At 67.7% G+C, this 14,406-nt stretch carries 16 protein-coding genes; 12 read left to right on the top strand and 4 right to left on the bottom strand.

Annotated elements, in window-relative coordinates:
- Positions 1 to 6 precede the first annotated feature (6 nt).
- Both A5784_RS27810 and A5784_RS27815 read right to left on the bottom strand, forming a co-directional pair.
- Positions 7 to 1,551: a 1,4-alpha-glucan branching protein domain-containing protein gene (locus tag A5784_RS27810; protein ID WP_064948095.1), complete on the bottom strand. Its 1,545-nt coding sequence runs from the start codon at positions 1,549 to 1,551 to the stop codon at positions 7 to 9.
- On the bottom strand, positions 1,548 to 2,321 hold the full coding sequence (locus tag A5784_RS27815; protein ID WP_064948096.1) for a class I SAM-dependent methyltransferase: 774 nt from the start codon (positions 2,319 to 2,321) through the stop codon (positions 1,548 to 1,550). Before A5784_RS27815 ends, A5784_RS27810 begins: the two co-directional genes overlap by 4 nt.
- 211 nt (positions 2,322 to 2,532) lie before the next feature.
- Here A5784_RS27815 and A5784_RS27820 point away from each other — a divergent pair, with 211 nt between their 5' ends.
- The 12 genes from A5784_RS27820 (at position 2,533) to A5784_RS27875 (ending at position 12,375) form a co-directional block, all read left to right on the top strand.
- Complete coding sequence (locus tag A5784_RS27820) at positions 2,533 to 3,324, top strand: electron transfer flavoprotein subunit beta/FixA family protein (protein WP_064948097.1); 792 nt, start codon at positions 2,533 to 2,535, stop codon at positions 3,322 to 3,324.
- Positions 3,325 to 3,376: 52 nt separating this feature from the next.
- Complete coding sequence (locus A5784_RS27825) at positions 3,377 to 4,333, top strand: electron transfer flavoprotein subunit alpha/FixB family protein (protein ID WP_064948098.1); 957 nt, start codon at positions 3,377 to 3,379, stop codon at positions 4,331 to 4,333.
- A gap of 222 nt (positions 4,334 to 4,555) precedes the next feature.
- Complete coding sequence (locus tag A5784_RS27830) at positions 4,556 to 5,290, top strand: SDR family oxidoreductase (RefSeq protein WP_064948099.1); 735 nt, start codon at positions 4,556 to 4,558, stop codon at positions 5,288 to 5,290.
- Between the two features lies 1 nt (position 5,291).
- Positions 5,292 to 5,702 carry a cupin domain-containing protein gene (locus tag A5784_RS27835; protein WP_062831232.1) on the top strand — a complete coding sequence of 137 codons (411 nt, stop codon included), beginning with the start codon at positions 5,292 to 5,294 and terminating at the stop codon, positions 5,700 to 5,702.
- Positions 5,702 to 6,361 carry a nitroreductase gene (locus A5784_RS27840; protein ID WP_064948100.1) on the top strand — a complete coding sequence of 220 codons (660 nt, stop codon included), beginning with the start codon at positions 5,702 to 5,704 and terminating at the stop codon, positions 6,359 to 6,361. The genes A5784_RS27835 and A5784_RS27840 overlap by 1 nt, the downstream gene beginning before the upstream one ends.
- A gap of 88 nt (positions 6,362 to 6,449) precedes the next feature.
- Positions 6,450 to 7,286 carry a GNAT family N-acetyltransferase gene (locus tag A5784_RS27845; protein WP_064948101.1) on the top strand — a complete coding sequence of 279 codons (837 nt, stop codon included), beginning with the start codon at positions 6,450 to 6,452 and terminating at the stop codon, positions 7,284 to 7,286.
- Entirely contained in the window at positions 7,283 to 8,143 is an 861-nt protein-coding gene (locus tag A5784_RS27850) for a lysophospholipid acyltransferase family protein (RefSeq protein ID WP_064948102.1), read from the top strand. The genes A5784_RS27845 and A5784_RS27850 overlap by 4 nt, the downstream gene beginning before the upstream one ends.
- A 47-nt stretch (positions 8,144 to 8,190) precedes the next feature.
- Entirely contained in the window at positions 8,191 to 9,396 is a 1,206-nt protein-coding gene (locus tag A5784_RS27855; protein ID WP_064948103.1) for a cysteine desulfurase family protein, read from the top strand.
- Complete coding sequence (gene mnmA, locus A5784_RS27860) at positions 9,393 to 10,463, top strand: tRNA 2-thiouridine(34) synthase MnmA (RefSeq protein ID WP_064948104.1); 1,071 nt, start codon at positions 9,393 to 9,395, stop codon at positions 10,461 to 10,463. The genes A5784_RS27855 and mnmA overlap by 4 nt, the downstream gene beginning before the upstream one ends.
- A complete protein-coding gene (locus tag A5784_RS27865; RefSeq protein WP_064948105.1) occupies positions 10,460 to 11,470 on the top strand; it encodes a uroporphyrinogen decarboxylase/cobalamine-independent methonine synthase family protein in 1,011 nt (336 codons plus the stop codon). Before mnmA ends, A5784_RS27865 begins: the two co-directional genes overlap by 4 nt.
- Before the next feature lie 75 nt (positions 11,471 to 11,545).
- Positions 11,546 to 12,040, top strand: a complete 495-nt coding sequence (locus A5784_RS27870) for an SRPBCC family protein (protein ID WP_064948106.1) — start codon at positions 11,546 to 11,548, stop codon at positions 12,038 to 12,040.
- Positions 12,041 to 12,054: 14 nt separating this feature from the next.
- Complete coding sequence (locus tag A5784_RS27875; protein ID WP_064948151.1) at positions 12,055 to 12,375, top strand: ArsR/SmtB family transcription factor; 321 nt, start codon at positions 12,055 to 12,057, stop codon at positions 12,373 to 12,375.
- Between the two features lie 3 nt (positions 12,376 to 12,378).
- Here A5784_RS27875 and A5784_RS27880 read toward each other — a convergent pair whose 3' ends face one another.
- Together A5784_RS27880 and A5784_RS27885 are read right to left on the bottom strand one after the other, a co-directional pair.
- A complete protein-coding gene (locus A5784_RS27880; protein ID WP_064948107.1) occupies positions 12,379 to 13,956 on the bottom strand; it encodes a 4-coumarate--CoA ligase family protein in 1,578 nt (525 codons plus the stop codon).
- A gap of 11 nt (positions 13,957 to 13,967) precedes the next feature.
- On the bottom strand, positions 13,968 to 14,363 hold the full coding sequence (locus tag A5784_RS27885; protein ID WP_064948108.1) for an MmcQ/YjbR family DNA-binding protein: 396 nt from the start codon (positions 14,361 to 14,363) through the stop codon (positions 13,968 to 13,970).
- Positions 14,364 to 14,406 lie beyond the last annotated feature (43 nt).

Below are 14,406 nucleotides of genomic sequence, written 5' to 3' on the forward strand. Positions count from 1 at the left end.
GGGTGGTCATCTGGGAAGCCTGCGGGCGTCGAGCGCGCCGAACAATCCGTCGGCCTTGTTCCAGCCGTCGGCCAATCGCTGCGCGTGCTCGCCACGTCCCGACGCCAGCGCATCACAGATCTCACGGGTCGCGTGGGCGTGCAGGTGTGCGCGGTACCGCGCGTAGTCGGCCGCCGAGTCCTTGCTGACCATGAACGGCCAGTCGCTGGACACCGTGAGCAGGGTTTCCCGCAGGATCTGGTCGGCGACATGATCCCGTGGCGTGGGGGAGCCCACCGCGGCGTTCTGGGTGAGGGCCTTGTCCACCGTGCTCAGGGCGGTGTCGACGACCTCGGCGTTGAGCTGCACGAGGTCGCTGACCTTATCGCCGTTCCACACCTGCCAGTCCTTGCCGGAACCCCATGAGCTGGGCGGCAATTCGACCGGGGCGCCGACGAATCCGTCGGCCTTGGCGTCGGCGAGCGTGCCCACGCGCACACCGGCCTCGGGCAGTGCCCGCAGCACGCGCTCGAGCCAGGTCGGGCCCTCGTACCACCAGTGTCCGAACAACTCGGTGTCGAATGCCGCGATCACGTGGGCGGGCCTCCCGATGCGCTCGCTCTCGCGGAGCAGTCTTCGCCGCACGACGGCGACGAAGTCCGCGACGTGGTCGTCGATGGCGCGGTCGGCGCGCTGCGGGTCATAAGGTGCCTTGTCCTCGGACGCCACGTTGCGTCCCGTGACCCGGGCCGGTTTGAGGCCGGTGGTGTGGTCGTAAGTGTGGAAGTCGCGGTAGGTGGCGTGACCCGGGTAGCCGGATTTGGGGGACCACACGCGGTAGCTGACCTGAAGGTCTCGCCCGAAGGCGATGACATCGGAATCACCGACCGGGCGGCCCAGTGCGGTGTCGCCGTGCAGTGACGGGCCGTCGACCATGAAATGGCCCACACCCGCTGCGGCGTAACCGGTTTCCATTCCCGGCGCATAGGCGCATTCGGGCGCCCAGATGCCGCGCGGGGTGTGTGCGAAGCGCGCCCGGGCGTCGGCGAGCCCCTCGCGCAGCGCGAACTCGCGCAGCCGCGGGTTGAGCAGCGGCTGGAACGGGTGCGCCAGCGGGCCGCCGAGCAGTTCGATGGTGTCGGCGTCGATCAGCTCGCGCAGCAGCGGGGCTGCACCGTGCCGCCACAGGGTGGTGAAGTCATCGACCGCCGTGGCAGCTTCGGCATGTTCGCGAATCCCGAACTCGCGCAGTCCTTTCCGGCTGCGCAGTGTCGTGGCTTCCAGTGCCCGCAGCTGCCAGTTGGCCAGCCAGTGATGCATACCCGTCAGGCAGTACGGGTCATCGAGCTGTGCGGTGACCACCGGCGTCATACCGAGCGTGAGCAGGTGGCTGCGGTCCTCGGCAGCCAGCGTGCGCAGCACGCGCATCAGCGGCAGGTAGGCCGCCGACCACGATTGGTAGAGCCACTCCTCGCCCACCGGCCACCGGCCGTGATGGGCCAGCCACGGCAGATGGGTGTGCAGGACCAGGGTGAACAGCCCCGGCACCGGTTCTGCTGCCGGGGCACTCACGGGCGTACCGCGATCGCGACGAGGTCGAGGCTGTCATCGATGTTGCGTTCGGCGGCCGGGGTGATGTCGAAGTCGTCGGTGGACACCGCGGCGACATCGGCCAGCAGTTGTTCGGGCCAGGGGGCGTCGGCCACCGCGCGGGCCACCTGGGCGTCGATGATCGACCCGCCGTGGCGGGCATCGAGGGCGGCCAGGCCCGCGCCGTGAAAGACCCCGGACACGCCTTCGATGTGGAAGCCGGCGTCTTCGAGCAGTTCGGTGAGCTCGGCGGCGTTGAGTTCACGGGTGTGGAACGGGTTGAGCGGGGTGTCGCGGCCGGGGGAGAAGGTGATCCGGTTGGGGGTCGACACCAAGAACAGGCCGCCGGGCCGCAGCACGCGATAGCACTCGGCGACGAACTGTGCCTGGTCCCAGAGGTGCTCGATGACCTGGAAATTGACCACGACGTCGACCGAACCGTCCGCCAACGGAAGGTCGGCAAGGTTGCCGTGCCGGATGTCGACGCGGGGGTAGCGGGCACGCACGTGGGCGACCGTCGCTTCGTCGTAGTCAAGGCCGATGACCGTGCGGGCGACACCGGCGATCAAGTCGGCGCCGTAGCCCTCGCCGCAGCCGGCCTCGAGCACGTCGCGTCCGGCGCAGCGGTCGGCCAGCCGCTGGTAGACCACCTCGTGCCGACGGAACCAGTAATTTTCCTCGGCCAAGCCGGGGATGGTCCGCTCGCCTGTCAGAGGGAGGGCATCTTCCGGACCGTCAACAAATGTGCTCATTGGAAGGCAGGCTAACCCAGTCGACCGGTTGGTGGCCTACTGGCGAACGGTTCCCTACTGCATGCGTGTGATAGTGGTCACTGCATACCTAGCGCGACCAGCTATGGTGTTCCTGCGAACTCCGTAAGTTACCGACTAGTAACATGGGGTAGTCGCAAAAGCGTAAACGGTTGGCCGGTCCCCGGCCCCACTAGGAGGACGAACCAGAGTCATGACGAACATTGTGGTCCTGATCAAACAGGTCCCAGATACTTGGTCGGAGCGCAAGCTGTCCGACGGCGATTTCACCCTCGACCGTGAGGCCGCCGACGCCGTGCTCGACGAGATCAACGAGCGTGCCGTCGAAGAAGCGCTGCTGATCAAGGAGCGTGAGGGTGGCGACAGCACCGTCACCGTGTTGACCGCCGGTCCGGAGCGCGCCACCGAGGCGATCCGCAAGGCACTGTCCATGGGCGCCGACAAGGCCGTGCACCTCAAGGATGACGATCTGCACGGCTCCGACGTCATCCAGACGGCGTGGGTGCTGGCCCGCGCGCTGGGCACCATCGAGGGCACCGAGCTGGTCATCGCGGGTAACGAGGCCACCGACGGCGTCGGCGGCGCGGTCCCGGCCGTCATCGCCGAGTACCTGGGCCTGCCGCAGCTCACCCACGTGCGCAAGCTGACGGTCGAAGACGGCAAGGTCACCGCCGAGCGGGAGACCGACGACGGTGTCTTCACGCTGGAAGCCCCGCTTCCGGCTGTGGTCAGCGTCAACGAGAAGATCAACGAGCCCCGCTTCCCGTCCTTCAAGGGCATCATGGCCGCGAAGAAGAAGGAAGTCACCGTGCTCACCCTCGCCGAGATCGGCGTCGAGGCCGACGAGGTCGGTGTCGCCAACGCCGGGTCCAAGGTGCTGTCTTCGACCCCGAAGCCGCCGAAGACCGCGGGTGAGAAGGTCACCGACGAGGGCGACGGCGGTACCAAGGTCGCCGAATACCTCGTGGCTCAGAAACTCATCTAGCAGTTGCTTCCATCGAATCTAACGAGACGCGAAAGACATAACGAGAAATCCCATGGCTGAAGTACTTGTGCTCGTCGAGCACTCCGAAGGTGCCCTGAAGAAGGTCACCGCCGAACTGATCACCGCCGCTCGCGCGCTGGGTGAGCCTGCTGCCGTCGTGGTGGGCAAGCCCGGTACGGCAGCGCCACTGGTAGACGGCCTTAAGGCCGCCGGTGCCGCCAAGATTTACGTCGCCGAGTCCGATGACGCCGAGAACTACTTGATCACCCCCGTGGTCGACGTGCTCGCCGGACTGGCCGAGACGGCTGCGCCTGCAGGCGTGCTGATCGCTGCCAGCGCCGATGGCAAGGAGATCGCCGGACGGCTCGCGGCCCGCATCGGTTCGGGTCTGCTGGTCGACGTGATCGAGGTCCGCGGAGGCGCGGTGGGCGTCCACAGCATCTTCGGTGGCGCGTACACCGTCGAAGCGCAGGTCACCAGCGACACCCCGGTCATCACCGTGCGCCCCGGCTCGATCGAAGCCGCCCCCGCCGACGGTGCCGGTGAGGTCGTCAACGTCGAGGTTCCGGCCCAGGCCGAGAACGCCACGAAGATCACCAAGCGCGAGCCCGCCGTGGCCGGCGACCGCCCCGAACTCACCGAGGCCACTGTCGTGGTCGCCGGTGGTCGTGGCGTCGGCAGCGCGGAGAACTTCGCCATCGTCGAGGCGCTCGCCGACTCGCTCGGTGCCGCCGTCGGTGCCTCGCGTGCCGCGGTCGACTCGGGCTACTACCCGGGCCAGTTCCAGGTCGGTCAGACCGGTAAGACCGTGTCGCCGCAGCTGTACATCGCGCTGGGCATCTCCGGAGCGATCCAGCACCGCGCAGGCATGCAGACGTCGAAGACGATCGTCGCGGTGAACAAGGACGAAGAGGCGCCGATCTTCGAGATCGCCGACCTCGGCATCGTCGGTGACCTGTTCAAGGTCACCCCGCAGCTCACCGAGGCCGTCCAGGCTCGCAAGGGCTGATTCTCGAGTAGTACGAAAACCCCGGCGCATCCGATGCGCCGGGGTTTTTCGTTGTGCGCATTCCGCTGCACGCCACCGAGGACTACGAACTTTCCAGGGTTTCAATCCGGCCGTGCGCTGCCAGGCTGGATGTCGTGACCGGGTCGCTGAAGATCCCGGCCGCGAGGTGTTCGGGTGGATCCTCGTCGTGGTGGGACCACGCCAGAGAAAGGTGTTCGCACAATGAAAATCACAGTGATCGGTGCCAGCGGCCAGATCGGTTCGCGGGTGGTGCGGTTGCTCACCGAGGCCGGCCACGACGTGGTGGCTGCCTCCCTGTCGTCGGGCGCCAACGTCGTCACCGGTGAGGGCCTGGTGGCGGCGCTCAGCGGCGCCGAGGTCCTCGTCGACGTCGTCAACTCACCGTCGTTCGACGACGGACCGGTGATGGACTTCTTCACCGCGTCCGCACGCAACTTGGCCGCCGCCGCGCAGGAGACGGGTGTCGGGAACTACGTCGCGCTGTCCATCGTCGGGGCAGACGGCTTACCCGACAGCGGGTACATGCGGGCCAAGGTGGCCCAGGAGAAGATCATCACCGAATCCGGCCTGCCGTACACGATCGTGCGCGCCACCCAGTTCCAGGAGTTCGCCGAGGCGATCACCGACACCCTCGTGGTCGGCGACGAGGTGCGCGTTCCCGACGCCCGGATCCAGTTGATCTCGGTCGACGATGTCGCCGCCGAGGTGGCCAAGGCCGCCCAGGCCGCGCCCCTCAACGGAATCGTCAACATCGGTGGACCCGAGAAGCTGTCGTTCGCGGACATGGCCCGTGCGGTGCTTGCCCAGCGCGGTGATGACAAGCCGGTGGTGATCGACCCGCAGGCTACCTATTTCGGAACCGCCGTCGACGACAACAGCCTCGTCACCGGTGACGACGGAATTCTCGGCCAAACCCACTGGGTTGCGGGGCGCTGACATGACCATTTCCGCAGAGCGTGAAAAAGCGCTGCATGACGCCATGACCGTGCTCCAGACGGTCAAGCCGCCGTTCATTCCGGCCGACGCCGAGGTGATGACGACGATCATCGAATGGCCCGCCGGGTCACCCGGGGCGCCGCCACATCGTCATCCCGCCGGACCCGCATTCGGCTATGTGCTGGAAGGAGAGATGCTCTTCGAACTGGAGGGCGAGGCTCCGCGGGTGATCAAGGCGGGCGAGGCGTTTTGGGAGCCCGGCGGCGACGTGATCCACTACTCCGACGCCAACAATCGGGACGACGTACCGCTGCGCTTCCTGGTCAACATGCTGTGCGTGCCCGGCCAACCGATGCTCGTCGTGGTCGATGACGACGAACTCGAGGCCCGCAAGGACCGACGAGTCCGCTGATGGCCGAGTTCTCCGACGTCGTCCGGTCGCGGCGATCATCGCGAATGTTCTTGCCGGACAAGCCTGTTCCGCGCGAGCTGCTCCTTGAGGCGCTTGCGTTGGCGATCCGGGCGCCGTCGAACTCCAACACCCAGCCGTGGCATGTGTTCTTCGCCACCGGTGAGCGGCGCGTCCGTCTGGTCGACGCGCTGCTCACCGCGGTCGACACCACGCCCCCGGCGGTGGGTACCGCTGGGCTACCGTCCCGATTCGCCCACCTGCGCCGGGAGAGTGGGGCTCTGGTGTACGGCGCCATGGGAATCGCTCGTGACGATGCCGAGGGCCGCTGGGCGGCGCAGCGACGAAACTGGGAGTTCTTCCACGCGCCGGTTGCCGGGGTGGTGTGCATGCACCGCGATTTCGGCAATGTGGACGCGATGGGCGTCGGGATGTTTCTGCAGACGCTGATGCTGGCGTTGAACGAGCGGGGTCTGGGTAGTTGCGCGCAGGTGTCGATCGGGTTCTATCCCGACGTTCTACGTGAACAACTCGATATCCCAAGCGATCTGACGATCCTGTGCGGGCTCTCCATCGGTTACGTGGACGAGGCATTTCCCGCCAACCACCTGGACACACCGCGCAATCCGGTCAGTGAGAACGTGGTGTTTCTCGACGACTGAGCGCCCAGTCCAATTCGTCACCTAGCGATCACGGACATGTCACGCTGGCGACGCCATCCGGCGACCCGGCTGGGCGACCGTGCTGGTTATGAGCACTTCATCTGTACTCATCGCCGCAGACCGTCCTACCCCGTCGGCGGATTCGCCGCGCTATTCGCTGTTGTTGTCCACCGATGCCGAGCTCATCGACGCAGCGCAACGGCTGCGTCACGACGTGTTCACCGCAGAGCCGGGATTCGCCTTGGCCGGTGCGATCGATGGCCGGGACGCCGACCGGTTCGACGAGTACTGCGATCACCTGCTGGTGCAGGACGAGGACTCCGGTGAACTGGTCGGCTGCTACCGCATGCTGCCGCCGCCGGGCGCGATCGCTGCGGGCGGGCTCTACACCGCCACCGAATTCGATGTGACGGGTCTCGACGCGCTGCGCCCGTCGCTCGTGGAGATGGGCCGCGCTGTGGTGCGGAGCGACCACCGTAACGGCGCTGTGGTCCTGCTGATGTGGGCGGGCATCCTGGCCTACCTGGACCGCTGCGGCTACGACTACGTCACCGGCTGTGTCTCCGTGCCGACGGCGGGCACTGCCGACGGCCCTCCCGGCACCCAGATCCGCGGCGTGCGCGACTTCGTGCGCCGCCGCCACGCTGCGCCGCAGGAGTTCACCGTGTACCCGTACCGGCCCGTCGTGCTCGACGGCAAGGGTCTCGACGACATCGACCCGCCGTCGCGCACCTCGGTGCCGCCGCTGATGCGCGGCTACCTGCGGCTGGGCGCTCAGGTGTGCGGCGAACCGGCCCACGATCCCGACTTCGGGGTGGGCGACTTCCCGGCCCTGCTCGACAAGCGCCGGGCCGACGTCCGCTATCTCAAACGCTTGCGTTCTGTGTCGGCGGCAGCCGATATGGCCGATGGGATGGGGTCGTGACCACCCCCACGGGCGGACAAACCGGGACCCGCGAGCACTCGTGGCTGCCCAAGGCCTCGTGTGATGCCAGCTGTGTGCAGGCAGGCAGTGCCGACACCGGCCGTCGGCCGGTCGTATGGGTCCGCACCACCGTGCGGATCGTCATGGCGCTGCTCCTGGCGCCCGGTGTGCCGCTCCTGGCCGTGCCGCTGCCCGGACGCTCGCATGTCCAGCGGTTCTACTGCCGAATGATGCTGCGGTGCTTCGGTGTGCGCATCAGCGTGTCGGGTGGGCCGATCCGCAACCTGCAGGGCGTGCTGGTGGTCAGTGGCCATGTGTCCTGGCTGGACATCTTCACGATCGGGGCGGTGCTGCCGGGGTCCTTCGTGGCCCGCGCCGACCTGATCGAGTGGCCCGCACTGGGCCGGCTGGCCCGCATCATGAAGGTCATTCCGATCGACCGGGGCAGCCTGCGCCGGCTGCCCGCTGTGGTGGACACCGTCGCGCAGCGCTTGACCGAGGGCCACACCGTGGTGGCGTTCCCCGAGGGCACCACCTGGTGCGGGCTGGCCTACGGGCAGTTCCGCCCGGCGATGTTCCAGGCCGCCATCGACGCGGCCCGGCCCGTGCAGCCGCTGCGGCTGACCTACCGGCACCGCGACGGCCGCCAGTCCACCGTGCCTGCCTTCGTCGGGGAGGACACCCTGCTTTCGTCGGTCCGGCGCGTCATCACCGCACGTCGCACGGTGTGTCACGTGCACGTCGGTTCGCTGCAGCTGCCTGGAGAGGACCGTCGCGATCTGGCCGCGCGCTGCGAAGCCGCGGTGCGTTCCGAGCAGACTCTGCCGACCGCACCCGCTCACATGCTGGTGGCCTGACCGGCAATTCGGGGCGCTCGCCGGGTGGCGGCTATCCTGGGAACGTTATGACCCCTTCCCCAGGTAGGACGGTCTACCTCGATCACGCCGCCACCACCCCGATGCATCCTGCCGCCATCGAGGCGATGACCGCTGCGCTGGCCACCGTGGGTAACGCATCGTCCCTGCACGGATCCGGCCGACTGGCCCGGCGCCGGATGGAGGAATCGCGGGAGACGCTGGCGCAACTGCTCGGCGCGCGGCCCTCCGAAGTGATCTTCACCGCGGGCGGCACCGAAAGCGACAACCTCGCGGTCAAGGGCATCTACTGGGCCCGCCATGACGCTGAGCCCACGCGCCGGCGGATCGTCACCACGCCGGTCGAACACCACGCGGTGCTCGACGCCGTGGAGTGGCTGGTCGAGCACGAGGGCGCTGACGTGACGTGGCTGCCGGTCGGCGCGGACGGCGCGGTATCGCCTGACGCCCTGCGGGCAGCGCTGCACGAGCACGACGACGTGGCGCTGGTGTCGATCATGTGGGCCAACAACGAAGTCGGCACCATAATGCCGATCGCAGAGTTGGCTGCGGTCGCCACGGAGTTCGGCGTTCCGATGCACAGCGACGCGGTCCAGGCGGTCGGTCAGATCCCGGTGGACTTCGGTGCCAGTGGACTGGCCGCGATGAGCGTGACCGCGCACAAGTTCGGCGGCCCCGCAGGTGTCGGTGCGCTGCTGCTGCGCCGCGATGTGGCCTGTGTGCCGCTGTTGCATGGCGGCGGTCAGGAACGCGATATCCGTTCCGGCACACCGTATGTGGCCGGGGTGGTCGGCATGGCGACGGCCGCGAAGGTGGCGATCGACGGTATGGAGGTCAACAGCGCACGGGTTCGTGCGCTGCGGGATCGGCTGATCGAGGGGGTGTTGTCGACCATCGATGACACCTACGTCAACGGTGCCGCTGACGAGCACAGGCTTCCCGGCAACGCCCACTTCACTTTCCGTGGCTGCGAAGGCGATTCGCTGCTGATGCTGCTCGATGCCAAGGGCATCGAATGTTCGACGGGCTCGGCGTGCACGGCAGGCGTGGCCCAGGCCTCCCACGTGCTGATCGCGATGGGCGCCGATTCGGCTACCGCCCGGGGTTCACTGCGACTGTCGTTGGGACACAACAGCACTGACGCCGATGTTGACGCTGCGCTGGAGGTGTTGCCCGCGGCGGTGGAGCGGGCTCGGCAGGCTGCGCTGGCGAGCGCGGGAACGGGTCGGTCATGAGGGTTTTGGTCGCGATGAGCGGCGGCGTGGATTCGTCGGTGGCTGCTGCCCGCATGGTCGACGCCGGTCACGAGGTCGTCGGCGTGCATCTGGCGCTGTCGTCCGCGCCGGGCACCCTGCGCACCGGATCACGCGGATGCTGCTCCAAGGAGGATGCCGGTGATGCCCGGCGCGTCGCCGATGTGCTCGGAATCCCGTTCTACGTATGGGATTTCGCAGACCGGTTCAAAGACGATGTGATCGACGACTTCGTCGAGGCCTACGCGCGCGGTGAGACCCCGAATCCGTGCGTGCGATGCAACGAGCGCATCAAGTTCTCCGCATTGTCGGCCCGCGCCCTGGCACTGGGTTTCGATGCCGTCGCAACCGGGCATTACGCGCGCCTGCAGGACGGCAGGCTGCGCCGCGCGGTCGACGCCGACAAGGACCAGTCCTACGTGCTGGGTGTGCTGACCGCCGAGCAGCTGCGGCATGCGTTGTTCCCGATCGGTGACACGCCCAAGCCGCAGATCCGGGAAGAGGCCGCGGCTCGCGGCCTCGCGGTGGCCGCCAAGCCGGACAGCCACGACATCTGCTTCATCCCGTCGGGAGACACCCAGGCGTTCCTCGGCGCGCGGATCGGTGTGCGCCGTGGCTCGGTGGTCGATCCCGAGGGCACCGTGCTCGCCGAACACGACGGCGTCCACGGCTTCACCATCGGACAGCGCAAGGGCTTGGGGATCCCGGGCCCCGGGGCCGACGGCAGGCCGCGCTACGTGACCGCGATCGACGCGGAAACCGGGACGGTTCACGTCGGGTCGGCCGAAGATCTCGAAGTGCGGCAGTTGGTGGGGGAGAACCCGGTTTTCACCAGCGGCGTGCCATTCGACGGGCCGGTGGAATGCCGGGTCCAGGTGCGCGCGCACGGCGGGATCACCGACACCGTGGCCGAGCTGCTCGACGGGCGGTTGGTGCTGAACCTGCGCGCCCCGCTGCGTGGTGTCGCCCCCGGGCAGACCATGGTGCTCTACCGTCCCGACGCGGACGGCGACGAGGTCATCGCCAGCGCAACCATCGCACGCGCGTGAGCGCTTTCGCAGCGGCGACCGGTATCGGGTCGTGGCCGGGCACCGCCGCGCGGCAGGCCGCCGAAGTCGTCGTCGGCGAACTGCACACGCTGACCCATCTGGTGGAACTGCCGGCCCGCGGCGTCGGCGCCGACATGATCGGCAGGGCCGGGGCGCTGCTGGTGGATATCGGCCTCGACACCGTGCCGCGCGGCTATCGCATCGCACCGGGCCGCAGTGCTGCCCTGCGCCGCGCGGTGAGCCTGCTGGGCGAGGACATCGACGCGCTCGAGGAAGCCTGGGAGAAGGCCGGACTGCGCGGCAGCGGGCGGGTCGTGAAGGTGCAGGCGCCCGGGCCCGTCACATTGGCCGCTCAGCTGGAACTGCCCGGCGGGCACCGGGCCATCACCGATGCAGGCGCGCTGCGCGACCTGGCTGCGTCCCTGGCCGAGGGGCTGGCACAGCACCGCGCGGAGGTGGCGCGCCGGCTGGATACGACGGTGGTGGTGCAACTCGACGAGCCGTCGTTGCCGGCCGCGCTGGCGGGGCGGTTGACGGGCGTGACCAGTCTGTCGCCGGTGCATCCGGTTGACGAGGCCGTCGCCGTGAGCCTGCTCGACGGTTGTGTCGCGCGGGTCGGTGCTGAGACCGCCGTGCACAGCTGCGCACCCGATCTGCCATGGAAAGGCTTGTTGCGCAGCGCTGTTCACGCTGTCTCCGTCGACGTATCGACCCTCGCCCCAGCAGATCTGGACGGCATCGGCGAGTTCGTCGACTCCGGTCGCACGGTGCTGCTCGGGGTGGTGCCCACCGCGGCGCCCGAGCGCAGGCCGTCGGTCGAAGAGGTCGCCAAGGCCGCCGTGGCGGTGACCGACCGGCTCGGTTTCGCCCGCGAGGTGCTACGCGACCGCATCGGCGTCACCCCGGCGTGCGGGCTGGCCGGTGCCACGCCCGAGTGGGCGCGGATCGCTTACGGGCTGGTGCAGAAGGCCGCTGACGGTTTCGCGGCCGATCCCGAGGGAATCTAGACCCCAGAAGCAACCAAAAGGTTGCGCATATGGGCGTTGGTGGTTACCGTAAAAGGCAACTGAAAGGTTGCATATATGAGTACAGATCGAATCGAAAAAGAAGTTCTGCTGCGGGCCCCGCTGGACCGTGTCTGGCGCGCGATCAGTGACTCCGAGGAGTTCGGCCGGTGGTTCGGCGTGCGCTTCGACGGCCCGTTCGTCGCGGGCGAGGCGGTCAACGGTGTGATGACACCGACCGATGTCGACGACGCGGTGGCGGCAAGGCAAGAGCCCTACGCGGGCGAGCCCGGCAAGTGGTACATCGAGGCGGTGGAGCCGCAACGACGCTTCGCCTACCGCTGGCATCCGTATGCCGTCGACCCCGACACCGACTATGCGGACGAACCCACCACGCTCGTCGAGTTCACGCTCGCCGAGACCGACGGGGGAGTGCTGTTGCGCATCGTCGAATCCGGATTCGACGCGATCCCGGCCGAAAGGCGGGTTTCGGCGTACGAGGCCAACAGTGAGGGATGGGCCATCCAGGCCGAGTTGGTCAGCAAGTACCTCGCATTGGGCGAACAGGTGTGACCAGCGCAGGTGGGTTGACCGACCCGCTGTCGCCGGTTTTCAATGCGCTCGGCGACCCCAACCGGCTGCGCATCGTCACGCGGCTCTGCGACGGCGGTCCGTGCTCGACGGTCCAGCTGACCCAGGTGATTCCCGTGACCCGCCAGGCGGCGACCAAACACCTGCTGTTACTGGAGGCGGTGGGCCTGGTGACCAGCGATCGCAAAGGGCGCGAACGCATTTGGCGCATCCAACCGGAGCCGTTGGCCGAGGCGAGCGACTACCTGTCGGCCCTCTCCGAGCGCTGGGACCGGGCCATCGACCGGTTGCGTGCCTTCGTCGAAGAGCCGCAGTGACGCTTACCGGCGGGCCCGCAGCTCTCGCCGCAGGATCTTGCCTGCCGACGATTTCGGCACCGCGTCGATGAACTCGACCTGACGCACCTTCTTGTACGGGGCCACCTGGCCGGCGACGAAGGCCATCACCTCGTCGCCGGTCAACTCCGCGCCGGGCTGCTTGACCACGAATGCCTTGGGGATCTCCTCGCCGGTCTCGCCGTCGTGCACACCGATCACCGCGGCATCGGCGATGCCCGGATGCGTCAGCAGCACCGATTCCAGCTCGGCAGGCGGCACCTGATAGCCCTTGTACTTGATCAGTTCTTTGAGGCGGTCGACGATGTAGACGCAGCCCGTCGCATCCACCTGCGCGAGGTCCCCGGTGTGCAGGAAGCCGTCGGAGTCGATGGTCTCGCTGGTGGCCTGCTCGTTGCCCAGATAGCCGGCCATGACGTTGGGCCCCCTGAACCACAGTTCGCCCGTCGCGCTCAAACCCTCTGCCGGAATGCCGATTTCGGCTCCGGTGTCGGGGTCGACGAGCTTGCTCTCGGCATTGGGTACGGTCCAGCCACACGAGTCCAGCGGCGCGACGGTCCCGATCGTGCCCAGCCCGCCGTCGGTCGGCGTGATGTGGCTGACCGGGCTCAGCTCGCTCATGCCGTAGCCCTGAACGACGCTGCAGCCCAATCGGTTGGCCAACGCATGACCGAGCTCGGCGTCCAGCGAGGCAGCGCCCGACATGATGCCTTTGAGTGAGGACAGGTCGTAGGAGTCGACGAGCGGGTGCTTGGCCAGTGCGACCGCCACCGGCGGAGCGATGTAGGCGTAGCTGCACTTGTGATTCTGAATGTTGCCGAGAAACTCGGCGAGATCGAATGACGGCATGACGATCAGCCGGGCCCGGGCGTGCAGTGCCGCGTTGAGCAGCACCGTCATGCCGTAGATGTGGAAGAACGGCAGGACGGCCAACAGGCGGTCGTCGGCCTGCATGCCCTGCAGCGGCCTGATCTGCGCGACATTGGCGGTCAAGTTGGCGTGAGTGAGCATGACGCCCTTGGGGTTTGCCGTCGTCCCCGAGCTGTACGGCAGCGCCGCCAGGTGCGAGGCCGGGTCGAAGCTGACGTCCGGTGCGGCGTGCCCGTCGGGCAGTCCGGCACCGTCGAGCATCACCACCTGATCGTCTTTCAGGCCGGCCGCCGCGGCCCCTTCGGCGGCATGGGGCAGAAGGGCATTCACGGTCACCAACAACCGGGCCTTCGAGTCGGTCAGCTGCTTGGCGATGTCCTTCGCGGTGAACAGGGCGTTGATGGTGGTCGCCGTCGCACCTGACCGCAGGATGCCGTGAAACGCCACGGCGAAGGCGGAACTGTTCGGAGACAACAGCGCAACCACGTCCCCGACACCGATGCCGCGCGCCGCCAGCGCCCCCGCGAACGCGTCGATGCGGTCGAGGAGCTCCCCGTAGCTGGTTTCGGTGCCGGTCTTGGCGTCGACAAGTGCCACGCGGTCGGCGTCGGCGGCGCTCAGATCGGCGAACAGGTACGCGTAGACGCTGACCGTCGGAATCTCGACATCGGCAAAGGGACTCGCAAAACTCATGGTGCCTCCAGTCAGCGTTCGTCGAGTTGTTTGATGAGCTTCTTCGGCGCGATCAAGCGGAACGAGGCGTCGACCAGTTCGGTCACCTCGTCCCAATCCACCTTCGCCGCAGTGAAATCCAGGCCCAGCCAACCGAAGGGCCCCATGTAGGCCGGGAAGAAGAACCGGCGGTCCTGCTCGAGTGCGCGGCGATCACTGTCATCGACCTTGAAGAGCAGGGAGTAGGGGTACGGCACCATGCCGTCGGTGGCCTTGACGTTGCCTCCGTACATCGCGAACATCTTCGGCGCACAGAACACCGGCCTGCCCCACGAGACCTTCTCGAACGCCCCGGGGAAGTCGAGTGCGATGGTGCGAAGCTCGGCCAGTCCCTGATCATCGTCACTGAACATGATCGGATGCGGCATGTCGCCACCCTAACCGTCGTCGCCGCGCAAGACGTCGGCACCG

It is taken from the genome of Mycobacterium sp. 852013-50091_SCH5140682, assembly GCF_001665685.1.
Lineage (GTDB): Bacteria > Actinomycetota > Actinomycetes > Mycobacteriales > Mycobacteriaceae > Mycobacterium.

Bases quoted from the DNA above. Each gene is read 5' to 3' on its own strand.
- A5784_RS27830 (WP_064948099.1), top strand. From the start codon at position 4,556: ATGAAAATCACAGTGATCGGTGCCAGCGGCCAGATCGGTTCGCGGGTG.
- A5784_RS27815 (WP_064948096.1), bottom strand. From the start codon at position 2,321: ATGAGCACATTTGTTGACGGTCCGGAAGATGCCCTCCCTCTGACAGGC.
- A5784_RS27855 (WP_064948103.1), top strand. From the start codon at position 8,191: ATGACCCCTTCCCCAGGTAGGACGGTCTACCTCGATCACGCCGCCACC.
- A5784_RS27835 (WP_062831232.1), top strand. From the start codon at position 5,292: ATGACCATTTCCGCAGAGCGTGAAAAAGCGCTGCATGACGCCATGACC.
- A5784_RS27845 (WP_064948101.1), top strand. From the start codon at position 6,450: ATGAGCACTTCATCTGTACTCATCGCCGCAGACCGTCCTACCCCGTCG.
- A5784_RS27880 (WP_064948107.1), bottom strand. From the start codon at position 13,956: ATGAGTTTTGCGAGTCCCTTTGCCGATGTCGAGATTCCGACGGTCAGC.
- A5784_RS27820 (WP_064948097.1), top strand. From the start codon at position 2,533: ATGACGAACATTGTGGTCCTGATCAAACAGGTCCCAGATACTTGGTCG.
- A5784_RS27840 (WP_064948100.1), top strand. From the start codon at position 5,702: ATGGCCGAGTTCTCCGACGTCGTCCGGTCGCGGCGATCATCGCGAATG.
- A5784_RS27870 (WP_064948106.1), top strand. From the start codon at position 11,546: ATGAGTACAGATCGAATCGAAAAAGAAGTTCTGCTGCGGGCCCCGCTG.
- A5784_RS27885 (WP_064948108.1), bottom strand. From the start codon at position 14,363: ATGCCGCATCCGATCATGTTCAGTGACGATGATCAGGGACTGGCCGAG.
- mnmA (WP_064948104.1), top strand. From the start codon at position 9,393: ATGAGGGTTTTGGTCGCGATGAGCGGCGGCGTGGATTCGTCGGTGGCT.
- A5784_RS27825 (WP_064948098.1), top strand. From the start codon at position 3,377: ATGGCTGAAGTACTTGTGCTCGTCGAGCACTCCGAAGGTGCCCTGAAG.